General features: G+C 71.2%; 21 protein-coding genes. 12 read left to right on the top strand and 9 right to left on the bottom strand.

Annotated features, from left to right (window positions below; translation table 11 throughout):
- Positions 1–129: 129 nt before the first annotated feature.
- Positions 130–477: a winged helix-turn-helix transcriptional regulator gene (locus tag ABT170_RS05930; protein ID WP_266922218.1), complete on the top strand. Its 348-nt coding sequence runs from the start codon at positions 130–132 to the stop codon at positions 475–477.
- A gap of 132 nt (positions 478–609) precedes the next feature.
- Here ABT170_RS05930 and ABT170_RS05925 read toward each other — a convergent pair whose 3' ends face one another.
- Positions 610–1,059 (bottom strand): MarR family winged helix-turn-helix transcriptional regulator, encoded by a 450-nt coding sequence (locus ABT170_RS05925; protein ID WP_329944673.1) that lies wholly within the window; start codon positions 1,057–1,059, stop codon positions 610–612.
- A gap of 79 nt (positions 1,060–1,138) precedes the next feature.
- Here ABT170_RS05925 and ABT170_RS05920 point away from each other — a divergent pair, with 79 nt between their 5' ends.
- The 4 genes from ABT170_RS05920 (at position 1,139) to ABT170_RS05905 (ending at position 5,249) form a co-directional block, all read left to right on the top strand.
- Complete coding sequence (locus ABT170_RS05920) at positions 1,139–2,284, top strand: hypothetical protein (protein ID WP_351864394.1); 1,146 nt, start codon at positions 1,139–1,141, stop codon at positions 2,282–2,284.
- Positions 2,285–2,420: 136 nt separating this feature from the next.
- Positions 2,421–3,854 carry a DUF2252 domain-containing protein gene (locus tag ABT170_RS05915; RefSeq protein WP_351864391.1) on the top strand — a complete coding sequence of 478 codons (1,434 nt, stop codon included), beginning with the start codon at positions 2,421–2,423 and terminating at the stop codon, positions 3,852–3,854.
- 58 nt (positions 3,855–3,912) lie between these two features.
- Positions 3,913–4,857 (top strand): hypothetical protein, encoded by a 945-nt coding sequence (locus ABT170_RS05910; RefSeq protein ID WP_351864388.1) that lies wholly within the window; start codon positions 3,913–3,915, stop codon positions 4,855–4,857.
- 47 nt (positions 4,858–4,904) lie between these two features.
- Positions 4,905–5,249, top strand: coding sequence for a rhodanese-like domain-containing protein (locus ABT170_RS05905; RefSeq protein WP_329944669.1), 345 nt, complete (start codon positions 4,905–4,907; stop codon positions 5,247–5,249).
- A 76-nt stretch (positions 5,250–5,325) separates the two neighbouring features.
- Here the strand turns inward: ABT170_RS05905 and ABT170_RS05900 are convergent, their stop codons facing one another.
- From ABT170_RS05900 to paaA, 6 genes are all read right to left on the bottom strand, one after another.
- The gene (locus ABT170_RS05900; RefSeq protein ID WP_351864385.1) at positions 5,326–6,579 is read right to left on the bottom strand and encodes an acyl-CoA dehydrogenase family protein; all 1,254 of its coding nucleotides are present in this window, start codon (positions 6,577–6,579) and stop codon (positions 5,326–5,328) included.
- 214 nt (positions 6,580–6,793) lie between these two features.
- A complete protein-coding gene (locus ABT170_RS05895; protein ID WP_329944667.1) occupies positions 6,794–7,855 on the bottom strand; it encodes a 2Fe-2S iron-sulfur cluster-binding protein in 1,062 nt (353 codons plus the stop codon).
- Positions 7,856–8,353: a 1,2-phenylacetyl-CoA epoxidase subunit PaaD gene (gene paaD, locus ABT170_RS05890; protein WP_329944666.1), complete on the bottom strand. Its 498-nt coding sequence runs from the start codon at positions 8,351–8,353 to the stop codon at positions 7,856–7,858. It lies immediately after the preceding gene.
- On the bottom strand, positions 8,347–9,048 hold the full coding sequence (gene paaC / locus ABT170_RS05885; RefSeq protein ID WP_351864381.1) for a 1,2-phenylacetyl-CoA epoxidase subunit PaaC: 702 nt from the start codon (positions 9,046–9,048) through the stop codon (positions 8,347–8,349). The genes paaD and paaC overlap by 7 nt, the downstream gene beginning before the upstream one ends.
- Positions 9,045–9,335, bottom strand: coding sequence for a 1,2-phenylacetyl-CoA epoxidase subunit PaaB (gene paaB / locus ABT170_RS05880; protein ID WP_329944664.1), 291 nt, complete (start codon positions 9,333–9,335; stop codon positions 9,045–9,047). Before paaB ends, paaC begins: the two co-directional genes overlap by 4 nt.
- On the bottom strand, positions 9,332–10,354 hold the full coding sequence (gene paaA / locus ABT170_RS05875) for a 1,2-phenylacetyl-CoA epoxidase subunit PaaA (RefSeq protein ID WP_329944663.1): 1,023 nt from the start codon (positions 10,352–10,354) through the stop codon (positions 9,332–9,334). The genes paaB and paaA overlap by 4 nt, the downstream gene beginning before the upstream one ends.
- A 115-nt stretch (positions 10,355–10,469) precedes the next feature.
- Here paaA and ABT170_RS05870 point away from each other — a divergent pair, with 115 nt between their 5' ends.
- The 3 genes from ABT170_RS05870 (at position 10,470) to ABT170_RS05860 (ending at position 13,632) form a co-directional block, all read left to right on the top strand.
- The gene (locus tag ABT170_RS05870) at positions 10,470–11,345 is read left to right on the top strand and encodes a DUF5819 family protein (RefSeq protein ID WP_351864671.1); all 876 of its coding nucleotides are present in this window, start codon (positions 10,470–10,472) and stop codon (positions 11,343–11,345) included.
- Positions 11,346–11,485: 140 nt separating this feature from the next.
- Complete coding sequence (locus ABT170_RS05865) at positions 11,486–12,883, top strand: HTTM domain-containing protein (protein ID WP_502970484.1); 1,398 nt, start codon at positions 11,486–11,488, stop codon at positions 12,881–12,883.
- Positions 12,880–13,632, top strand: coding sequence for a TrmH family RNA methyltransferase (locus ABT170_RS05860; RefSeq protein ID WP_351864377.1), 753 nt, complete (start codon positions 12,880–12,882; stop codon positions 13,630–13,632). Before ABT170_RS05865 ends, ABT170_RS05860 begins: the two co-directional genes overlap by 4 nt.
- Before the next feature lie 147 nt (positions 13,633–13,779).
- Here ABT170_RS05860 and paaN read toward each other — a convergent pair whose 3' ends face one another.
- Positions 13,780–15,480 carry a phenylacetic acid degradation protein PaaN gene (gene paaN / locus ABT170_RS05855; RefSeq protein WP_351864374.1) on the bottom strand — a complete coding sequence of 567 codons (1,701 nt, stop codon included), beginning with the start codon at positions 15,478–15,480 and terminating at the stop codon, positions 13,780–13,782.
- 123 nt (positions 15,481–15,603) lie between these two features.
- Between paaN and ABT170_RS05850 the strand changes: the two genes are divergently transcribed.
- Entirely contained in the window at positions 15,604–16,200 is a 597-nt protein-coding gene (locus ABT170_RS05850; protein WP_329944661.1) for a TetR/AcrR family transcriptional regulator, read from the top strand.
- Between the two features lie 19 nt (positions 16,201–16,219).
- Here the strand turns inward: ABT170_RS05850 and ABT170_RS05845 are convergent, their stop codons facing one another.
- The gene (locus ABT170_RS05845; RefSeq protein WP_329944660.1) at positions 16,220–16,741 is read right to left on the bottom strand and encodes an Lrp/AsnC family transcriptional regulator; all 522 of its coding nucleotides are present in this window, start codon (positions 16,739–16,741) and stop codon (positions 16,220–16,222) included.
- A 212-nt stretch (positions 16,742–16,953) separates the two neighbouring features.
- Here ABT170_RS05845 and pdhA point away from each other — a divergent pair, with 212 nt between their 5' ends.
- From pdhA to ABT170_RS05830, 3 genes are read left to right on the top strand one after another with little or no spacing between them, the layout of a single operon-like run.
- Positions 16,954–18,117 carry a pyruvate dehydrogenase (acetyl-transferring) E1 component subunit alpha gene (gene pdhA, locus ABT170_RS05840; RefSeq protein ID WP_329944659.1) on the top strand — a complete coding sequence of 388 codons (1,164 nt, stop codon included), beginning with the start codon at positions 16,954–16,956 and terminating at the stop codon, positions 18,115–18,117.
- On the top strand, positions 18,114–19,145 hold the full coding sequence (locus ABT170_RS05835; RefSeq protein ID WP_351864369.1) for an alpha-ketoacid dehydrogenase subunit beta: 1,032 nt from the start codon (positions 18,114–18,116) through the stop codon (positions 19,143–19,145). The genes pdhA and ABT170_RS05835 overlap by 4 nt, the downstream gene beginning before the upstream one ends.
- Positions 19,145–20,614 (top strand): dihydrolipoamide acetyltransferase family protein, encoded by a 1,470-nt coding sequence (locus ABT170_RS05830; RefSeq protein WP_351864366.1) that lies wholly within the window; start codon positions 19,145–19,147, stop codon positions 20,612–20,614. Before ABT170_RS05835 ends, ABT170_RS05830 begins: the two co-directional genes overlap by 1 nt.
- Positions 20,615–20,674 lie beyond the last annotated feature (60 nt).

The raw sequence follows: 20,674 nt of genomic DNA, 5'->3' as shown, positions 1-20,674 counted from the left end.
GGGGGCGAGAGGGGCGGGCCGGCGTGAAGGCGGACCTGCCGATCGGAACTAATTTTCCGTGTGTACCTATGAATACCATAGTCCCTTACTTTTCGTAAGCACCTCACGTGGGCGCAGTACTCTAGGGGCATGGCGGATCACAGCGAGCAGGCCTGTCGGCGGGTCGATGTGGGCATCACTCGCGTCTTCGAGCTGTTCGGCAAGCGCTGGACCGGGCCGATCGTCTCGGTGCTGATGCGGCAGTCCGTGCACTTCGCGGATCTGCGGCGCGCGATTCCCGGTATCAGCGAGCGCATGCTCTCGGACCGGCTGTCCGAGCTGGGGGCCGCCGGTCTGGTGGTGCGCGAGGTCGATGAAGGGCCGCCGCTGCGCGTCTCGTACCGCCTCACCGACGCGGGAGCCGCGATGGAGCCGGCCCTCAAGGAACTCGGGCGGTGGGCGGACGTCTATCTGCCGGGCGAGGATTCCGGCTGCTGAGTGGCCGGTTGCCGCTGGGGAACCGGCTGCCGTAGCGGCGTCGGCCCCGCTGCCGAGGGGCCGGTTGCCGAGGGGTCGGCTGCCGCTGTGAGGCTGATTACCGATGCGGAACCGGCTACCGATGCGGAACCGCTACCGCTGCGTTGAATCCCCGGCCGAGTTGTAGCGCAGCAGGTACTCCGCGAACCGGCTGAGATCTTCCGCAGGCCACTCGGCCAGTCGCTCCTGATAGGCGGCCCGGCGGCTCGCCTGGGTGGAGGCGAGGGCCGCTGTGCCCGCTTCGGTGGGGTGCAGTACCTGGATGCGGTGGTCGGTCGGGTCCGGGTGGCGCTCGACCAGGCCGAGCTTCTCCAGGGTTCCGATCTGCCTGCTGACGGTTGATTTGTCGAGCATGTAGTGCGCGGCCAGGTCCGTGGCGCGGCAGCCGTGCCGGTCGTCGATGTGCGCCAGCAAGGTGTACGAGACCAGGGGCAGCTCCGGGTGGAGTCGCGCCGCCGCCGCGCGTGCTCGGCGCGCGAAGGCGGTCAGCTCGCGCTGGATGACGTCCAGCGACTTCTCACGCTCTCCCGGGGTGCCTGGCACGGATTCACCTTCCTCGAATTTCAGTTGTATAGTACAACGGATCTGAAAGTTGTAAAAGCCAACCATAGGAGATCGTCTGATGCCCGCAGGCCCGAGTACCGCTTCCGGCACCACCGCCGGTGCGCTGCGTCATGTGCTCAGTCACCTCATCACCCCGCTGCTGATGTGCGTCGGCATGGGGCTGGCCTATCTGGGCGCGTTCCATGCCCCGGAGCCGCACGATCTGCGCGTGGACGTGGTCGGCTCGGGGCCGAGCGCCCAGATGCTCGCGCAGACCTTGCAGAACGAGGGCGACGGCGCGCTGGACGTGCGGACCGTCGCCGACCGAGGCACCGCGGTGGATCACCTGAACAGTCAGGCGAGTTACGGCGCTTACCTGCCGGGGAAGAGCCCCGAACTGGTGGTGGCCACCGCCTCGTCGGACACCAGCGCGACGGTGGTGCAGAAGGTCTTCACCGAGGTGGCGGCCGGGCAGGGAGCCCCGCTGAAGGTAACGAACGTGGCGCCGACGGCGGACGGCGATCCGACCGGGCAGGGGATCTTCTTCCTGCTGGTCGCCATCAGCATCGGGTCGTACGCGTCGGTCGCCGTGATCGGCGGCGCGGGCGGTGCGCTGGCGCTGCGGATCAGGGCGGCGCTCGTGGCGGGTGCCTCACTCGTGGTGAGCCTCATCGGTGCCGTGTTCGCCGGGCCGCTCTTCGGCCTCGTGGACCAAGGACTCGGTGGCCTCTGGGCGATGGCCTGGCTCTATTCGGCGGGAATCCTGCTGATCGGTGTCGGGCTGCACACGTTCCTCAAGCGGTGGACGACGCTCGGGGTGATGGTGCTGTTCGTCATGCTCAACTTCACCAGCTCGGGAGGCATCTTCCGGCCCGAGCTGCAGCCCGGTTTCTTCGGCTCCCTCCACGCCTTCTGGAATGGCGCGGGCTTCGTCGAAGGCGTACGCAGCCATGTCTACTTCGACGGTCACGCGCTCGGCGGGCATGTCCTGGTGCTTGTGCTGTGGTTCGTCGTGGGGCTGGCCGTGATGGGCGCCGCCGGTCTGGCCGAGGCCCGGAAGCGGGCAGCGGTTCAGCCGGAGGCCGGGGCGGCTTCCGGTGCCGGGGGCACCGGAAGGGCCGGAGGCGCGGTCGCGGCGGAGCACCGGGCGGAGCACCGGGCGGATCGGCGCGAGGAGCAGGACGAGGAATTGGAGGAGGAGCTGGAGGAGGCGGTCGGCGTCTGACCTGGGAAGTACGTTGTCCACAGGGTTCGGCGTGGTTATCCACAGGAGCGGGCGGCTGTTGGGGAACGGCGGTACGGTCGTGGTCGATCGATGTCGGGGCACGGCAGTCGGACAAGGGCGGGGGAGGCGGCGCTCCATGGATGAAGTCGAGGTGGCGATGCCGGAAGAGCGGGCGGCGACGGCGGTGCCGCGCATCCCGGAGGTGCCCGGGTTCGCCCCGCGCACGGCACCGAAGTCGCCGAAGGCGGCCGGCAAGGCGCTGCGGGAACGGGTGCCGCGCTCCTCGCACGACGCGCTGGTCCTCCCCTCAGGGCGGCCGGACGCGGTGCGGGCGGTCGAGGAGTCGAACAGGGGCCGGGTGCCGGGCCTGACGCCGATCCGAGTGGGACGGATGGCCGCCACGCCGTTCGCGTTTCTGCGGGGCTCGGCCGGGCTCATGGCCCACGACCTGATGGGCACGCCGGTCACCGGGGTGGGCGCTCAGCTCTGCGGCGACGCGCACGCCGCCAACTTCGGACTCTACGGCGATGCGCGGGGCAGCCTGGTCATCGATCTCAACGACTTCGACGAGACCGTCTTCGGCCCCTGGGAATGGGACCTCAAGCGGCTCGCCACCTCGCTGGTGCTGGCGGGACGTGCGGCCGGGGCCGACGAGGACACCTGCCGACGGGGTGCGTTCGACACCGTCGGCGCGTACCGGCGGACGATGCGGCTGCTGGCCGGACTTCCCGCCCTGGACGCCTGGAACGCCATCGCGGACGAGGAGCTCGTCTCGCACACGGACGCGCGGGATCTGCTCGGGACGCTGGAGCGGGTCTCGGCGAAGGCCCGCAACAACACGAGTGCCCGGTTCGCCGCCAGGTCCACGGAGGACACCGGGGACGGCGGGCGCCGGTTCGTCGATGCCGCGCCCGTGCTGCGCCGGGTGCCGGACGCGGAGGCCTCGGCGGTCGCGGCGGGCCTCGGCGGCTATCTGCGTACGGTCTCCGAGGACCGGGTGCCGCTGCTCGCGCGGTACGCGATCCACGATGTGGCGTTCCGGGTGGTCGGGACCGGAAGCGTGGGGACCCGGTCGTATGTGGTGCTGCTGCTCGACCACCGCGGTGAGCCGCTGGTTCTCCAGGTGAAGGAGGCGCGCCCGTCCGCGCTGGCGCCGTTTCTTCCGGCGGTCGGATTCGATGTTCCGGAGGCGGCGCACGAAGGGCGTCGGGTGGTGCTCGGGCAGAAGCGGATGCAGGTCGTCAGCGACATACTGCTCGGCTGGGCGGAGGTCGACGGCAGACCGTTCCAGGTCCGGCAGTTCAGGAACCGCAAGGGAAGCGTGGATCCGGCGGCGCTGGCGGCCGATCAGGTCGACGACTACGGGCGGATGACGGGTGCCCTGCTGGCGCGGGCGCACGCGCACAGCGCGGACCCCCGGCTGCTCGCGGGCTACTGCGGCAAGAGTGCCGAACTGGACGAGGCGGTGGCCGGCTTCGCGGTCACCTACGCCGACCGTACGGAAGCGGACCATGCCGAGCTGGTGCGGGCGGTCAAGGCGGGGCGGATAGCCGCCGAGCTGGGTATATGACGTGGTCCGCGGTGACCGCGCGTCCCCGGGGCGCCGGTCGTGGCCATACGCTGGACGGGTGACCCACGAAGCCGCCGGGGTGCCGACCACCCGGAACGACGAAGACCGGATCGACGAAGACCGGCAGGACAACGACCGGCAGGCCGGGCCGCAGCCCGCGCAGAACCCTGGCCAGGGTTCGGCAGAGGCCTCTGGACAGGGCTCGGTGCCCGACGGCGAGCAGGTGCCGCCGAGGCCCGAGGCGCGGCTCGCCAAGGCCGTCCAGGTGGCCGAGCACGCGCTGATCGAGTTCGAGATCGCGGTGGAGACCTTCCGGGTCGAGGTGGAGAACTTCTCCCGGCTGCACCACCAGAAGCTCGGCCCGATGTACGCCCGCCTCGACGAGCTGGACGCGCTGATCGCGGAGGCTAGGGCCGCGCGTACCGGTGACCCCGAGGATGTGCGCAAGGCCCAGGAGGCACGGGCGGTCGTCATGCCGATGCCGGGGGTCGACGAGCTGTTCCACGACTGGATGGACTCCGACGGGCTGTCTCCCGAAGCGGCGTCCATGCTCACCGAGCAGCCGGTCCGGCCGCCGAAGCGCGTCCGGCCGAGCGAGGAGGCGCGCAAGCTCTACCGCGAGCTGGCCCGCAAGGCCCACCCGGACCTGGCCCAGGACGAGCGGGAGCGGGAGCGCCGGGACGAGTTCATCACCCGGGTCAACGCCGCCTACGGGCGCGGGGACGAGGCCCTGCTGCGGGAACTGGTCGAGGAGTGGGCGGCGGGCCCGGTCCCGCCGGAGGCCCCGCTCAGCGAGAGCGAGGAGCTCTACGCCCGGCTGGAATGGCTCAGCCGCCGCAAGGAGCTGCTCACGGTGCTCGCGCGGGAGCTGGAGGAGAGCGCGATCGGCTCGATGCTGCGGATGGCCCCGGACGACCCGGACAGGCTGCTGGAGGACATCGGCGAACAGCTCCTGGGCGAGGTGTCCCGGCGTGAGGCCGAGCTCTCGGAGATGGTGCAGTAGCGTTTCGGATGACTGTGCCGCGTATGTGACGAGAGAAGGCCTGACCCATGAATTTCGCCCAGCTGCCCTCGGTGGACGTCGCGGCGGTGCCGTCGGACGGCCTCGTCCTGGATGTCCGGGAGAACGACGAATGGGCGGCCGGACATGTCGAGGGCGCGCTGCACATTCCGATGAGTGACTTCGTCGGCCGCTTCGGTGAGCTGACCGAAGCCGCCGAGGACGGCCGGCGCGTGCATGTGATGTGCCGGGTCGGCGGCCGGTCCGCGCAGGTCACCCAGTATCTGGTTCAGCAGGGCATCGACGCGGTGAACATCGACGGCGGGATGCTCGCCTGGGACGGCGCCGGGCGCCCGATGGTCGCGGACGGCGGGAATCCGGCGTTCGTCCTCTGAACCGCGAGCACCGGGTTCCGCTGAACCGCGAGCATCGGGTTCCGCACCGGGGCCCGGCGGTTCCGGACCCTGTGCGTCAGCCGAGGGGATGGGCGGCCAGCAGATCGCCCAAGGCCTCCTCATGGGCCGCCGCCGGTCCCAGGGACAGCTCGATCTGCTTCGCCCAGGCGTGGTAGCGGTGCAGGGGGTAGTCCGTGTCCGCGCCGAAGCCGCCGTGCAGGTGCTGAGCGGTCTGCACGATGCGGCGGACGCCGTCCGAGGCCCAGATCTTCGCCACGGCGATGTCGCCCGCGGGAGGGAGCGCGCCTCCGGACTCGGTGGAGATGCGCCAGGCGGCCTGCCAGAGGGTCACTTCCATGGCCCGCAGATCGATGTACCTGTCGGCCGCCTGCACGGCCACGGCCTGGAACGTGGCCACCGGGAAGCCGAACTGCTCGCGCTTGCCCGTGTACGCACTGGTCATCGAGAGCACCCGTTCGCCCAGCCCCAGGGCCAGCGCGCAGGTACCGGTGGTCAGCAGCGACCGCAGCCAGTCCCAGGCACCCGGAGCATCGATCAGCTCGCGGTCGTCGATACGCACGGACCGGAGTGTGACCTCCGCCAGGCGCTCGCCGTTCGTGGAAACCTGCTCGGCGAGCGTCACGCCGTCCTGGGCGCGGCGCACCAGCGCCAGGACCGACCGGCCCTCTCCCGTATGGGCGGGGATCGCGATCCAGTCCGCGATCTGGGCCCAGGGCACCCCTGACTGCACCCCGTCGAGCACCCACCCCGACGTGTTCGCCGCCTCGGCTCCTGCCGTGGCTGCGGCCCCGGTCCTGGATCCGGCTTCGGCTCCTGTCCGGGATCCGGTTTCGGCCCCGGCTTCGGTGGTTCCTTCGCCGACGGGGCGCGCCGTTGCCCGGTGGGCGGTGACGGCGAGCTCGGCCGGGTCGTGTCCGGTGCGCCCGTTGGCCCCGACGGTCAGGACGAGCTCGCCCCGGCCGAAGCCGGGCAGCAGCTCGGCCGCCAGCGTGCGGTCGCCGTGGCGCTGGAGGGCCATCGCGACCGCGCAGCCCTCCAGCAACGGAACCCTGGCCAGCACCTTCGCCGACTCGCGCAGCACCAGGCACAGGGCGACCGGGTCGAGGCCGGCCCCGCCGTATTCCGGCGACAGCGTGAGGCTCAGCAGATCCGTACCCGCGAGCCCGGCCCACAGTGCCCTGTCGATGTCCTCGGCGACCGCACCCGGGGTCAGTGCGGGACTGGGCACGGCGTCGGGTGCGACGCCGGAGAAGACCGCCTTTGCCGCCTCTACGGCCGCCTGCTGTTCCTCGGTGAAGGTGAAGTCCACTGTCCCGGCCTCCCGCGAACCGTAGCGTCCCTGAACCGCGCTGTCCGCAACCGGACCTGACGGACCGTCAAGATAGAACAGGTTCTACAGGAAGGGAACACCGTGAGCGCTGGAGGTCCCGGAGCACCTGGAAGACCCGGAGGACCTGGAGCACCCCGAGCACCCGGACGGCCTGGAGCGCTCGGGCGCCCGAGCGCTCCGCGCACGAGGAAGGTCAGCGGTCGAAGTCCAGCTCCACCTCCGGCGTCAGCGGGTGCGACTGGCACGCCAGCACGAAGCCTGCCCCTGTCTCCTCCGGCTCCAGCGCGAAGTTGCGGTCCATCCGCACCTCGCCCGACACGAGAAAGGCCCGGCAGGTCCCGCACACCCCGCCCTTGCAGGCGTACGGCGCGTCCGAGCGGCTGCGCAGGACCGTCTCCAACAGCGACTCGGCATCCTGCACCGGCCAGCTCCCCGAACGGCCGTGGAGAGTCGCGGTGAGAGTGCTGTCGGCCGGCGAGGCGACGCGGGCCGCGGCGGCGGGTGCCGCAGGGCCCTCGTCGACGTGGAAGATCTCCTGATGGATCCGGGCCCGGTCGACGCCGAGATCGCGCAGCGCGCCCTCCGCCCCCCGCACCAGGCCGAACGGCCCGCAGAGGAACCAGCCGTCCACGTCCCGCACGGGCAGCAGAGCGGGCAGCAGACCGGTGAGCCGATCACGGTCCAGCCGCCCGGACGGGAGCCCGGCCGACTGCTCCTCCCTGGAGAGCGCCGTCACCAGCTGGAAGCGGTCCGGATACCGGTCCTTCAGGTCGGCGACCTCGTCGAGGAACATCGTCGACGCCGCCGTCCGGTCGCTGCGGATCAGGCAGAACCGTGCCTGCGGTTCCCGTGCCAGCAGCGTCGCCGCCATCGACAGCACCGGGGTGATGCCGCTTCCCCCGACGACCGCCGCGAAGAGGCCGGGACGCGGTTTCAGGACGAAGCGGCCCATCGGGGCCATGGCCTCGACCTCGTCCCCGACGGCCAGCTCCTTCAGGGCGTATGTGGAGAACGCGCCGCCGTCGACCATGCGGATGCCGACCCGCAGCACCGGTTCGGCCGGCTGCTCCGCGGCCGGTGCGCAGATCGAGTACGAGCGCCGGATCTCCGCGCCGTCCACGGTGTAACGCACGTTGAGATGCTGACCCGGGGCGTGGCGGAAGGTCTCGCGCAGCTCGGCCGGCACGGCGAAGGTGACGGCCACCGCGTCGTCAGTGATCCGTTCGATCGCGCTGACCCGGAGCGGATGGAACATCTACAACTCCTTGAAGTGGTCGAACGGTTCGCGGCAGGTGACGCAACGGCGCAGTGCCTTGCACGCCGTGGAGGAGAACCGGCTCAGCAGCTCCGTATCGGTGGAGCCGCAGTGCGGGCAGCGCACCGCGAGCGTCAGTGGCACGGGTCCCCCGTCCGCGCCGTGGGCGCGTGGCGGGGCGATACCGAACTCGGCGAGCTTGCGCCGTCCCTCGGCGCTGATGTCGTCCGTCGTCCAGGCCGGTGCGAGCACGGTGACCACGGAGACCTCCGGTATGCCGTGGTCGTGCAGTACCCGCTCGATGTCGGCGGACATGGCCTCGATCGCCGGGCAGCCGGTGTACGTCGGGGTGAGCCGCACTGTCACCCGGCCCGGGGCGACCACCTGGACGCCCCGCAGGACGCCGAGCTCCTCCAGTGTCAGGACCGGCAGCTCGGGGTCGGGCACGGAGCCGGCCAGCCTGTGCAGCTCCTCCTCCAGCAGGGTCTCGGTCACCATGACGCCCCCGGATGGCTGCGGTGCAGGTGCTGCATTTCGGCGATCATCCTGCCGAACGGCTCGGTGTGCAGCCCCTGGCGGCCGGCCCCGGCCGCCCAGGCCCCGGACTGCGGACCGTCCGGGACGCTCAGCGTGGCCCGCTCCATGACATCGGTGATGGCCGCCAGCCAACTGCCTTGCAGTGCCTGCCAGTCGATGTCCAGTCCTTCGACGTGCTGGAACATCTCGCCGGTGAAGCGCCACAGGGCGTCCAGGCCGGTCTGGAGCCGCTCGTGGCTCTCGGCCGTGCCGTCGCCCAGCCGCAGGACCCAGTGCTCGGCGTGGTCCCGGTGGTAGGCGACCTCCTTGACCGCCTTCGCCGCGAGATCCGTGAACCGGCTCCGTCCGGCCGCCAACTCGGCGTACAGCAGGTGCTGATGGACGGAGAAGTAGAGCTGGCGGGCGATGGTGTGGGCGAAGTCGCCATTGGGCTGCTCGACCAGCTGGAGGTTGCGGAAGGCCCGTTCCTCGCGGAGGTAGGCGAGCTCGTCCTCGTCGCCGACGAGGGAGAGCAGCACCCTGGCCTGCCCCAGGAGGTCCAGGGCGATGTTGGCGAGGGCCACTTCCTCCTCCAGCACGGGAGCGTGGCCCGCCCACTCCCCCAGCCGGTGCGAGAGCACCAGCGCGTCGTCGCCCAGGGCGAGAGCCGCGCTCACAGGTGCTTCACCCCTTCCGGGATCTCGTAGAACGTCGGGTGCCGGTAGGGCTTGTCCCCGGCCGGTTCGAAGAACGAGTCCTTCTCGTCCGGGGAGGACGCGGTGATCTCCGTGGACGGGACCACCCAGATCGAGACGCCCTCGGAACGGCGCGTGTACAGATCGCGTGCGTTGCGCAGGGCCATCTCGGCGTCGGGTGCGTGCAGACTGCCCGCGTGGGTGTGCGACAGTCCGCGCCGCGAGCGTACGAACACCTCCCACAGCGGCCAGTCGGTCGTGCTGCTCATGCCGTCGCCTCCCCGGGCTGGGTGTGCTGTGCGGATCCCCGGGCCGGGTGTTTGGCCGCGTACGCCGCTGCCGCGTCCCGGACCCAGGCTCCTTCTTCGTGTGCCTCGCGGCGCTGGGTGAGGCGCTGCTCGTTGCAGGGGCCGTTGCCCTTGAGGACCTCCTGGAACTCCGTCCAGTCGATCGCGCCGAAGTCGTGCTGGCCGCGCTCCTCGTTCCACCGGATGTCGGGGTCCGGGAGGGCGAGTCCCAGAGCCTCGGCCTGCGGTACGCAGATGTCCACGAAGCGTTGGCGCAGTTCGTCGTTGGAGTGGCGCTTGATCTTCCAGGCCATCGACTGCGCCGAGTGCGCCGACGCGTCATCGGGCGGGCCGAACATCATCAGGGAGGGCCACCACCAGCGGTTGACCGCGTCCTGCGCCATCTCGTGCTGCTCCGGGGTGCCCCGGCTCAGGGCGAGCAGCAGCTCGTACCCCTGGCGCTGGTGGAAGGACTCCTCCTTGCAGATCCGGACCATCGCCCGCGCGTAGGGGCCGTACGAGCAGCGGCAGAGCGGCACCTGGTTGGTGATCGCGGCGCCATCCACCAGCCAGCCGATCGCCCCGACGTCCGCCCAGGTCAGCGTCGGGTAATTGAAGATCGAGGAATAGCGCTGGCGTCCCGCGTGGAGCTTGTCGAGCAGCTCCTCGCGGCTGGTGCCCAGCGTCTCGGCGGCGCTGTAGAGATAGAGCCCGTGTCCGGCCTCGTCCTGCACCTTGGCCATCAGGATGGCCTTGCGCCGCAGGGAGGGCGCGCGGGTGATCCAGTTGGCCTCGGGCTGCATGCCGATGATTTCCGAGTGGGCGTGCTGCGCCATCTGACGGACCAGCGAGGCCCGGTACGCCTCCGGCATCCAGTCGCGCGGCTCGATCCGGTCGTCGGCCGCCACCGCCGCGTCGAATGCCGCGACGCGGGCCGCGTCCGCCGTATCCGCTGGGTCTGCCGTTCTCTGCGCCTTCTGGCCCGCGGTCACTGCCGCCATCCCGGACTCCCTACCGACCGATCGTTCGGTTCAATGACTTCAATGGTGAGTCGGCGGCCCGTAGGGTGTCAACCCTGTGGATAACTCGGTGGTGATCGACGGTGAGCGGGGCGGGATGGATTCGGACCACGGTGGGCGCTCCGACAGCAGGGAGAAGGGCCCCTGGCCGCAGGTGGTGAGCCACGGTGACGCCCCGCCGCAAGCCTCGCCGTCGCCCCGGGCGGACGGCCTGCCCGCTGCCCCGGCGGGCGGCTCGGCGGACATCCCGGCGCCCGCGTCGGCGGACGTTCCGGCGGACCCCGGGCCCGGCTCCGCCGGCGGCGGCATAGCCGCGCTCTCCTTCCGGTACCAAGCCGTCGCGGCCCTCGCGCTGTCCCTCATCGGACTGCTCGCCTGTGCCCAGGTGGCCATGGTCTTTCTGCACGTCGCACCGTCCAACACCCTGACCAAGCAGCATGGTGAAACGGTCGACGAATGGGTCTACCCGGAGTTCGAGCAGAACTGGAAGCTGTTCGCCCCCAATCCGCTCCAGCAGAACATCGCCGTCCATGTGCGGGCCGAGGTGGCCGGTGCCGACGGCCGCCGCACCACCACCCCGTGGATGAGCCTCTCCGGCGAGGACGGCAAAGCGATACGTGGCAGTTTCTTCCCCAGCCACGTGAATCAGAACGAGCTCCGCCGGGGCTGGGACTTCTTCGTCAACTCCCATGACAGCGCGAACCGCCCCAACGGCCTGCGCGGGGATCTCTCCGAGCGCTACATCCGGCGCATCGTGATGCTGCGCCTCAGCGAGCGGGACTACGGGGGCACCGTCGAGCGCATCCAGGTGCGTTCCGAGACCCGCTCCGTCGGGCCGCCCTCCTGGAGCGAGGAGAAGATCAGCACCCGGCCGAACTACCGGGTGCTCCCGTGGTGGACCGTGACCCCGGACGATCTTCCCGAGAACGCCGGAGCGCCGCAGGCGTCGCGCGGCGAGGAGGCGGACAAGTGACCACATCCTCCCCGGCCGGTTTCCCCGGCCAGAACCCTCCGAACCCGGGCCAGGACCTTGTGTCCCCCCGGCAGGCCTCTTCGGCCTCCCGCCGGAATCCCGGGACTCCCGGACCGGCTCCCGGACCGATTCCCGGCGCGATTCCCGGACCGATTGCCGGCGCGAATCCCAGCTCGGATCCCGGCCGGACTCCCGGCTCGAATCCCGGACCGATTCCTGCGGGCCGCGGCCCGGCCCCCGCTCCCGCGCTCGGCCAGAAAGCCGGAAACGGTCTCGCCCGCGGTATCCAGCGTGTCACCGCGTCGGCCCTGGGCCCGTACCAGAGCGCCGTGATCCGGATCGGTTTCTCGGCCACGTACCTGCTGTTCCTGCTGCGCGAACTGCCTCACCGCCATGAGCTCTACGGCCCCGACAGCCCGTGGCACTGGGACATGGCCCGGCAGCTCATAGCGAACAACGAAGCCTTCTCCGTACTCATGTGGTCGGACAGCGCGCTCTGGTTCGAGGCCGTGTACGTCCTCACGCTGCTGTCCGCCGCAGCCCTGCTGCTCGGCTGGCGTACCCGGACCGCGTCCGTCCTCTTCATGGCCGGCGTGCTCTCCGTGCAGAACCGCAGCATTTTCATGGGTGACGGCGGGGACAACGTCATCCACCTGATGGCGATCTATCTGGTCCTGACGCGCTGTGCCCAGGTCTGGTCGCTGGATGCCCGGCGCGCGAAGCGGAACGCCGTACGGAACGCGGAGCGCGCCGTGAACGGGCTCGCGCCGGTACGCGACGTGGTGGGTCCGGTTCTGTGGGCGGTCCTCGGCCCGGTCCTGCTCTTCGCCACGCTGACGGACGGCCTCGGGGGAACCTGGTGGCTGCCCGTTCTGCTGTGGGTGATCTGGCTGAGCAGTGCCGCGTGGTGGGCCGCCAACCGCTTTGCGCCGCACGGTGAACCGCGGACCCTGCTCGATGTCCTGGCCAATCTCATCCACAACGCCACCCTCGCCGTGATCATGGCCGAGGTCTGTCTGATCTACGCGACCGCCGGCTGGTACAAGATCCAGGGGTCGCGCTGGCAGGACGGCACGGCGCTCCACTACCCGCTCCAGCTCGACTACTTCACGCCCTGGCCCGCTCTGTCGGACATCCTCGCCTCCAACGGTGTGATGGTGATGGCGCTGACGTACGGCACGGTCATCGTCCAGGTCGCCTTCCCCTTCACCCTGTTCAACCGGCGGGTCAAGAACGTACTGCTGGTCGCGATGATCTGTGAGCACGCCGGAATCGCCCTCCTGCTCGGGCTGCCGTTCTTCTCGATGGCGATGATCGCCGCGGACGCCGTCTTCCTGCCGACCGTCTTCCTGGTGTGGCTGGGCGGGCGGGTGGCGCTCGGACGGGAGCGGCTGTTCTCCCGCCTGCCGCGCGTGGCGGGCGGCCCGGGTGCTTCTGTTGACTCCGGCCGGGTGCCCGGCAGGCCGGGCACCGATCGCGCCGGTACGGAGGAGGCCCCGCAGCGCGGTGCCGGTGGGGGCCATACGCTCGTCGGGTGAGCAGCGAGACCGGCAGAACAGAAGAGCCCAACGCGGCGGCGGCCCCCGAGCCGTCGGCGGCGGCCCCCGAACCTTCCCCGAAACCGGAAGCGGAACCGGAAACGGAACCCCTCCAGTACGACGACGGGTACGGGACCGGGATCGGCGTCGGGCCGCATCCTCTGCCGTGGCCGGTGGGCGAGCGGTACGACCCCGAACTGCTCGCCCACGGTGACCGGCGCAATGTCGGTGATGAGTACCGCTACTGGACGCGGGAGGCGATCGTCGCCGATCTCGATCTGCGGCGGCACGACTTCCACGTGGCGGTGGAGAACTGGGGCCACGACTTCAACATCGGCTCGGTGGTGCGGACCGCGAACGCCTTCCTCGCCAAGGAGATCCACATTGTGGGGCGGCGCCGCTGGAACCGGCGCGGAGCCATGGTCACCGACCGCTACCAGCATGTCCGGCATCACCCCGACACGGCGGACCTGACCGCGTGGGCGGCTGCCGAGGGGCTGCCGATCATCGGGATCGACAACCTCCCCGGGGCCGTGCCGCTGGAGCGGACCGAGCTGCCGCGGCGCTGTGTGCTGCTGTTCGGACAGGAGGGGCCGGGGCTCACGGAGGAGGCGCGGAACCACGCGACGATGGTGTGCTCCATCGCGCAGTTCGGCTCCACCCGGTCGATCAACGCCGGTGCCGCGGCGGCCATCGCGATGCATGCGTGGGTGCAGCGGTACGCGGACGTTCCGGACCCCCGCGGCTGAGGCTCTGAGGGACCCAGTGGCCGCGGGGCCGGGGCTCCGAAGGGCCGAGTGGTCGCGGGGCTCGGACTCCGAGGGGCTGGGCGGTCCGAGGCCCCGCGCCCCCGGTCCGAGGCCCCGGACCGGGGGCGCGGGGCCTCGGACCGGTGATCACGCCTGGCGGCGGACCTCCACCACACGGAAACGGTTGGACACGAAGGCCCCGTCGCACAGGGCGGCGTTCGCCGCCGGGTTGCCGCCCGAGCCGTGGAAGTCGGAGAAGGCCGCGGTCTGGTTGACGTACACCCCGCCGGTCAGATTCAGCGAGAGCTGGGCCGACTCCTCGAAGCAGGCGTCCTCCACCGCTCGCTCCACCTCCGGGGACGTGGTGTAGGCGCCGACCGTCATGGCGCCCTTGTCGCGGATGGTGCGCCGGAGCAGGTCCACGGCGTCCGCTGTCGAGGCGACCGCCACGGCGAAGGACACCGGGCCGAAGCACTCCGACAGATAGGCCGCGTCGTCGTCCGGCTTGCTGCCGTCGAGCTTGACGATGACCGGCGTACGGACCGCCGCGTCCGGGAATTCGGGGTTGGCGACCGTCCGGGAGGGCAGGGCGACCTCGCCCAGGTCCGACGCCGCCTCGACGCGCGCCTTCACCTCCGGGTTGACCAGGGCACCGAGCAGCGCGGCGGCCCGCGCGTCGTCCCCGAGGAGCCCGGTGACGGAGGCGGCGACATCGGCGACGACGTCGTCGTACGACTTGGCCCCGGCGTCCGTCGTGATGCCGTCGCGGGGGATCAGCAGATTCTGCGGGGTGGTGCACATCTGGCCGCTGTACAGGGAGAGCGAGAACGCCAGGTTGGCGAGCATGCCGCGGTAGTCGTCGGTGGAGTCGACGACGATCGTGTTGACCCCGGCCTTCTCCGTGTAGACCTGGGCCTGCCGGGCGTTGGCCTCCAGCCAGTCGCCGAAGGCGGTGGAGCCGGTGTAGTCGATGATCTTGATCTCGGGACGGACCGCCAGGGTCTTGGCGATGCCCTCGCCCGGCCGCTCGGTGGCGAGGGCGACCAGATTCGGGTCGAAGCCCGCCTCGGCGAGCACCTCGCGGGCCAGCCGCACCGTGAGCGCCAGCGGGAGAACCGCGCGCGGATGCGGCTTTACCAGGACCGGGTTTCCGGTGGCGAGGGAGGCGAAGAGGCCGGGATAGCCGTTCCAGGTGGGGAAGGTGTTGCAGCCGATCAGCAGCGAGATGCCGCGTCCCGCCGCGGTGAACGACTTGTGCAGCCGGAGCGGGTCGCGCTTGCCCTGCGGCTTGGACCAGTCGGCCGTCAGCGGGGTGCGGGTCTGTTCCTGGTAGGCGTACGCCACCGCCTCCAGTCCACGGTCCTGGGCGTGTGGGCCGCCCGCCTGGAACGCCATCATGAACGCCTGCCCGCTGGTGTGCATCACGGCGTGGGCCAGCTCATGGGTGCGGGCGCTGACGCGGGACAGGATCTCCAGACACACCAGGGCCCTGGTCTCGGGCCCCGCAGTCCGCCAGGCGCCCATGCCGGCCTTCATGGCCGGGAGCAGGACGTCCGGGTCGACGTGCGGATACTCGACGCCGAGCTCCGGCCCGTACGGCGAGGTCTCACCGCCCGTCCAGCCGTCCGTGCCCGGCTGGCCGAGATCGAGCCGGGTGTGCAGCACCGCGTCGAACGCCGCCTTGCCCTCCGCCGCTCCCAGGCTCCCCGGGGCGCCGCCCTCGCCGTACGCCTTCGGGTGCTCGGGGTGCGGGGACCAGTAGTCACGGGTGCGGATCGCGTCGAGGGCCCGGTCGAGCGTGGGCCGGTGGGTCTCGGACAGCTGCTGGGGGGTGAGCTCGGCGGCCATGACGGACCAACTCCTCATCGAGCCGGGCAGGGAGGTACGGACGGAGTTAGAGTAACCGAACGATCGGTCGGTACAAGGGGCCCCAGGAAACCTGTGGACAACTCATGGGGGAGGATCGCGGTCATGACCACGGCCAAGCGGGACACGTACACCCCGGAGACTCTGCTCACCGTCGCCGTTCGTGTCTTCAACGAGCGCGGGTACGACGGTACGTCCATGGAGCACCTCTCCAAGGCGGCGGGCATCTCCAAGTCGTCCATCTACCACCATGTGGCGGGCAAGGAGGAGCTGCTGCGGCGAGCCGTGAGCCGCGCGCTCGACGGGCTCTTCCAGATCCTCGACGAGCCGGGGGCCGCGCGGGGGCGCGCGATCGAGCGGGTCGAATACGTCACGCGCCGCACGGTCGGGGTGCTGATGGCGGAGCTCCCCTATGTCACGCTGCTGCTGCGCGTGCGGGGCAACACCAAGACGGAGCGCTGGGCCCTGGAGCGGCGGCGCGAGTTCGACCAGCGGGTGTCCGAGCTGCTCAAGGCGGCCGTGGCCGACGGTGATCTCCGTGCCGACGTGGACATACGGCTGGCGACCCGGCTGATCTTCGGCATGGTGAACTCGCTGGTCGAGTGGTACCGGCCCCAGCCGGGCGGCTTCCCGGGCGAGGACCAGCTCGCGGACACGGTCGTCCAGCTGGCCTTCGAGGGGATGCGGTCGGCCGGCCGCTGAGAGCCCGACGCCGAGCCGGTCAGGACAGTTCCGGGGGCCGCTCCGGGCGCGGGCCGAGGTCCGTCTCCTCGAACACCAGCAGGGTCCGGGTCGAGAGGACTTCGGGGATGGACTGGATCCGGGTGAGGACCAGTTCGCGCAGGGCGCGGTTGTCCGGGGTGTGTACCAGCAGCAGTACATCGAAGTCGCCGCTGACCAGGGCGATGTGCGTGGCTCCCGGCAGCGCCTGAAGCTGCTCGCGCACCGTGCGCCAGGAATTCTGGACGATCTTGAGCGTGATGTACGCGGAGGCGCCCTGCCCCGCCCGCTCGTGGTCGATCCGTGCGCCGAAGCCCCGGATGACGCCGTCCTCGACCAGCCGGTTGATCCGGGCGTACGCGTTGGCGCGTGAGACATGCACGCGCTCGGCCACCGACCGTATCGAGGCGCGGCCGTCCGTCTGCAGGATGCGGAGGATGTCCCGGTCGATGGCGTCCAGCGGTCGCGCGGGCGGAACCTGGCCGGGATCGTCGCTCCTGTCGGCCATTTGTTCAGCTGCCATCTGCCCGTGCCTCCCTCTGGTGGACGACCTGTCCCCATCCCAGGCTGTGGAGAACCGTTTGTCCACAGGCTGGCGGTGCCTGTAGCCAAAATGCCCTCACGACCGAACAATCGGTAGGTGAGACACGCCACACCCGTGCCTCGCCCGCCCCTCGACATCTCGACATATTTCGACACCCCTCGATCTCCCTCGATGCCCAGGAGGTGCTTCTCATGACGGTCCAGGAGCTGCCCGGTGCGGCCGCCTACCGGCCCACGCCGCCCCCGGCCTGGAAACCGCTCACCGACCCCGCGCCGCTGCTCCCGGACCCCGAGCCGTACCGGGTGCTCGGTACGGACGCGGCAGCCGACGCGGACCCCGAGCTGATGCTGCGGCTCTACGCCGAGCTGGTCCGAGGCCGCCGGTACAACGCGCAGGCCACGGCCCTGACCAAGCAGGGCCGGCTCGCCGTCTATCCGTCGAGCACGGGGCAGGAGGCCTGCGAGATCGCCGCCGCGCTCGTGCTGGAGGAGCGCGACTGGCTCTTTCCCAGCTACCGCGACACCCTCGCGGCCGTGGCGCGCGGTCTCGACCCGGTCGAGGCGCTGACCCTGCTGCGCGGCGACCGGCATACCGGCTACGACCCGCGTGAGCACCGCATCGCCCCGCTGTGCACCCCGCTCGCCACCCAGCTGCCGCATGCCGTGGGCCTGGCGCACGCGGCGCGGCTCAAGGGCGACGACGTCGTGGCCCTCGCCATGGTGGGCGACGGCGGCACCAGCGAGGGCGACTTCCACGAGGCGCTGAACTTCGCGGCGGTCTGGCGGGCCCCGGTCGTCTTCCTCGTGCAGAACAACGGCTTCGCCATCTCCGTCCCCCTGGCCAAGCAGACCGCCGCACCCTCCCTCGCCCACAAGGCGGTCGGGTACGGGATGCCGGGCCGGCTGGTCGACGGCAACGACGCGGCGGCGATGCACGAGGTGCTCGGCGAAGCGGTCGCACGGGCCAGGCGCGGTGAGGGGCCCACGCTGGTCGAGGCCGTCACCTACCGCATGGACGCCCATACGAACGCCGATGACGCGACCCGGTACCGCACCGACAGCGATGTCGAGGTGTGGCGGGCGCACGACCCCGTCACGCTCCTGGAGCGGGAGCTGACCGGGCGCGGACTGCTCGACGAGGACCGAATCGAGGAAGCGCGGGAGGCGGCGGAGCGGATGGCGACCGCGCTGCGCGAGCGGATGAACGCCGACCCGGTGCTCGACCCGATGGACCTGTTCACCCATGTCTACGCGGAACGGACCGGCCAGCTGCGGGAGCAGGCGGCCGGTCTGCGGGCCGAGCTGGAGGCCGAACAGGAACGGCACGGCGAACACGGTGCGGAGGACGGACGATGACCACCGCTGCGGCGACGACCGGTGCGCGGACGGCGAAGGCCAGGCCGGCCACCATGGCGCAGGCCCTCGGACGGGCGCTGCGCGACTCGATGGCCGAGGATCCGGCCGTGCACGTCCTCGGCGAGGACGTGGGCACCCTCGGCGGGGTCTTCCGCATCACCGATGGCCTGGCCAGGGAGTTCGGCGACGACCGCTGTACGGACACGCCGCTGGCCGAGGCGGGCATCCTCGGGGCGGCGGTCGGTATGGCGATGTACGGGCTGCGGCCCGTGGTGGAGATGCAGTTCGACGCGTTCGCCTACCCGGCGCTGGAGCAGCTGTTCAGCCATGTCGCCAAGATGCGTAACCGCACCGGGGGCGCCATGCCGCTGCCCATCACGGTCCGTATCCCGTACGGCGGGGGGATCGGCGGGGTCGAGCACCACAGCGACTCCTCGGAGGCGTACTACATGGCCACGCCCGGCCTCCACGTCGTCACACCGGCCACGGTCGAGGACGCGTACGGGCTGCTGCGCGCCTCGATCGCCTCCGACGATCCGGTGGTCTTTCTGGAGCCCAAGCGGCTCTACTGGTCCAAGGCGGACTGGTCGCCCGATGCTCCCGCGGCGGTCGAACCGATCGGCCGGGCCGTGGTCCGCCGTCCGGGGCGGAGCGCCACCCTGATCACCTACGGGCCCTCGCTCCCGGTCTGCATGGAGGCGGCGGAAGCGGCCGTCGCCGAGGGCTGGGACCTCGAAGTCGTCGATCTGCGCTCGCTGGTGCCGTTCGACGACGCGACGGTGGCCGCGTCCGTGCGACGGACCGGGCGTGCGGTGGTCGTCCATGAGTCCACCGGCTTCGGTGGCCCCGGTGGGGAGATCGCGGCCCGGATCACCGAGCGGTGCTTCCACCATCTGGAGGCTCCGGTGCTGAGGGTGGCCGGGTTCGACATTCCGTATCCGCCACCCATGGTGGAACGGCACCATCTGCCGGGCGTGGACCGCGTGCTCGACGCGGTGGCCCGGCTGCAGTGGGAGGCGGAGGGCTGATGCCGCAGGTGCTCGAATTCAAGCTGCCGGACCTCGGCGAGGGCCTGACCGAGGCGGAGATCGTGCGCTGGCTGGTGGAGGTCGGCGATGTCGTCGCCATCGACCAGCCGGTCGTCGAGGTCGAGACGGCCAAGGCGATGGTGGAGGTGCCATGTCCCTACGGGGGCGTGGTGACGGCCCGGTTCGGCGAGGAGGGTACGGAACTTCCGGTCGGCTCACCGCTGTTGACCGTCGCTGTCGGTTCGGCGGGGGAAGCGGACGCACAGGGGGCGGCCGATACGGGTGGGGCGGCGGGGTCGTCCCGGACGGCGGAGCCGAAGTCGGAGTCCTCGGGCAATGTGCTGGTGGGCTACGGGACGGGTGCTCCCGCGGCACGGCGTCGGCGGATCCGGCCCGAGCGGATGCCGGTCGTCACGGCGTCCGAGCCCGCGCCCGTCGCTGTTCCGGCCGCCGCTCCCGCCGCTGCCGTCGCTCTCGCTGCGTCTGCTGCTGCCGCTGCTCCCGCCTCTCCTGTAGGTCCCGCAGAGAGCACCGGCCAGGTGTCGTCGGGCCCGGTGGCGGTGGTTTCGCCGCTCGTACGGAAGCTGGCACGGCAGCACGATCTCGATCTGCGGCAGTTGACGGGGTCGGGTCCGGACGGGCTGATCCTGCGTGCCGATGTGGAATCCGCGATCAGGGCGGTGGCGGACGCGGTCACCGCGGCGGATGCGGTGGGGGCCGGGGCCGCGGCACCCGCGGCACCCGCGGCTCGGGCCGCGGCGGGCCCGGCGGGTGAGCGGATCGCGCTGCGCGGGGTCCGGGGTGCGGTCGCGGACAAGCTGTCGCGCAGCCGGAGCGAGATCCCCGACGCCACGTGCTGGGTGGACGCGGATGCCACCGAGCTGATGGCCGCCAGGGCCGCGATGAACGCCGCGGACGGGCCGTCCGCCGGGCCCAAGGTGTCGGTCCTCGCCCTGCTGGCCAGGATCTGCACGGCGGCGCTGGCCCGGTTCCCCGAGCTCAACTCAACGGTGGACCTGGCCGCGAGGGAGATCGTGCGGCTGCCCGGCGTCCACCTCGGGTTCGCGGCCCAGACCCAGCGCGGTCTGGTCGTCCCGGTCGTACGGGACGCGCACACACGGAACGTGGAGTCGCTCGGCGGCGAGATCGCCCGGCTGACCGAGGCGGCCAGGACGGGGGCGCTCACCCCGGCCCAGCTGACCGGCGGCACCTTCACGCTGAACAACTACGGGGTGTTCGGGGTCGACGGATCGACGCCGATCATCAACCACCCGGAGGCAGCCATGCTCGGCGTCGGCCGGATCATGGCCAAGCCATGGGTGCACAACGGTGAACTGGCCGTACGCCAGGTCGTCCAGCTCTCGCTCACCTTCGACCACCGGGTCTGTGACGGCGGCACGGCGGGCGGGTTCCTGCGGTACGTGGCCGACTGCGTGGAGCAACCGGCGGTGCTGCTGCGCACGCTGTAGCGGAACATCAGGCAGGCGCCCGCCCCCGGAGGGACCGGGGGCGGTGGCCGGCACCCATAC

It is taken from the genome of Streptomyces sp. NPDC001787 (assembly GCF_040297465.1).
Lineage (GTDB): Bacteria > Actinomycetota > Actinomycetes > Streptomycetales > Streptomycetaceae > Streptomyces.
This window is presented reverse-complemented; position numbering and strand designations above follow the sequence as displayed.

What these genes read in the sequence shown, in the direction of transcription:
- ABT170_RS05930 (WP_266922218.1), top strand. Translation starts at nt 130, where the DNA reads ATGGCGGATCACAGCGAGCAGGCCTGTCGGCGGGTCGATGTGGGCATC.
- ABT170_RS05920 (WP_351864394.1), top strand. Translation starts at nt 1,139, where the DNA reads ATGCCCGCAGGCCCGAGTACCGCTTCCGGCACCACCGCCGGTGCGCTG.
- ABT170_RS05915 (WP_351864391.1), top strand. Translation starts at nt 2,421, where the DNA reads ATGGATGAAGTCGAGGTGGCGATGCCGGAAGAGCGGGCGGCGACGGCG.
- ABT170_RS05905 (WP_329944669.1), top strand. Translation starts at nt 4,905, where the DNA reads ATGAATTTCGCCCAGCTGCCCTCGGTGGACGTCGCGGCGGTGCCGTCG.
- ABT170_RS05895 (WP_329944667.1), bottom strand. Translation starts at nt 7,855, where the DNA reads ATGTTCCATCCGCTCCGGGTCAGCGCGATCGAACGGATCACTGACGAC.
- paaD (WP_329944666.1), bottom strand. Translation starts at nt 8,353, where the DNA reads ATGGTGACCGAGACCCTGCTGGAGGAGGAGCTGCACAGGCTGGCCGGC.
- paaB (WP_329944664.1), bottom strand. Translation starts at nt 9,335, where the DNA reads ATGAGCAGCACGACCGACTGGCCGCTGTGGGAGGTGTTCGTACGCTCG.
- paaA (WP_329944663.1), bottom strand. Translation starts at nt 10,354, where the DNA reads ATGGCGGCAGTGACCGCGGGCCAGAAGGCGCAGAGAACGGCAGACCCA.
- ABT170_RS05870 (WP_351864671.1), top strand. Translation starts at nt 10,470, where the DNA reads ATGGATTCGGACCACGGTGGGCGCTCCGACAGCAGGGAGAAGGGCCCC.
- paaN (WP_351864374.1), bottom strand. Translation starts at nt 15,480, where the DNA reads ATGGCCGCCGAGCTCACCCCCCAGCAGCTGTCCGAGACCCACCGGCCC.
- ABT170_RS05850 (WP_329944661.1), top strand. Translation starts at nt 15,604, where the DNA reads ATGACCACGGCCAAGCGGGACACGTACACCCCGGAGACTCTGCTCACC.
- ABT170_RS05845 (WP_329944660.1), bottom strand. Translation starts at nt 16,741, where the DNA reads ATGGCAGCTGAACAAATGGCCGACAGGAGCGACGATCCCGGCCAGGTT.
- pdhA (WP_329944659.1), top strand. Translation starts at nt 16,954, where the DNA reads ATGACGGTCCAGGAGCTGCCCGGTGCGGCCGCCTACCGGCCCACGCCG.
- ABT170_RS05835 (WP_351864369.1), top strand. Translation starts at nt 18,114, where the DNA reads ATGACCACCGCTGCGGCGACGACCGGTGCGCGGACGGCGAAGGCCAGG.
- ABT170_RS05830 (WP_351864366.1), top strand. Translation starts at nt 19,145, where the DNA reads ATGCCGCAGGTGCTCGAATTCAAGCTGCCGGACCTCGGCGAGGGCCTG.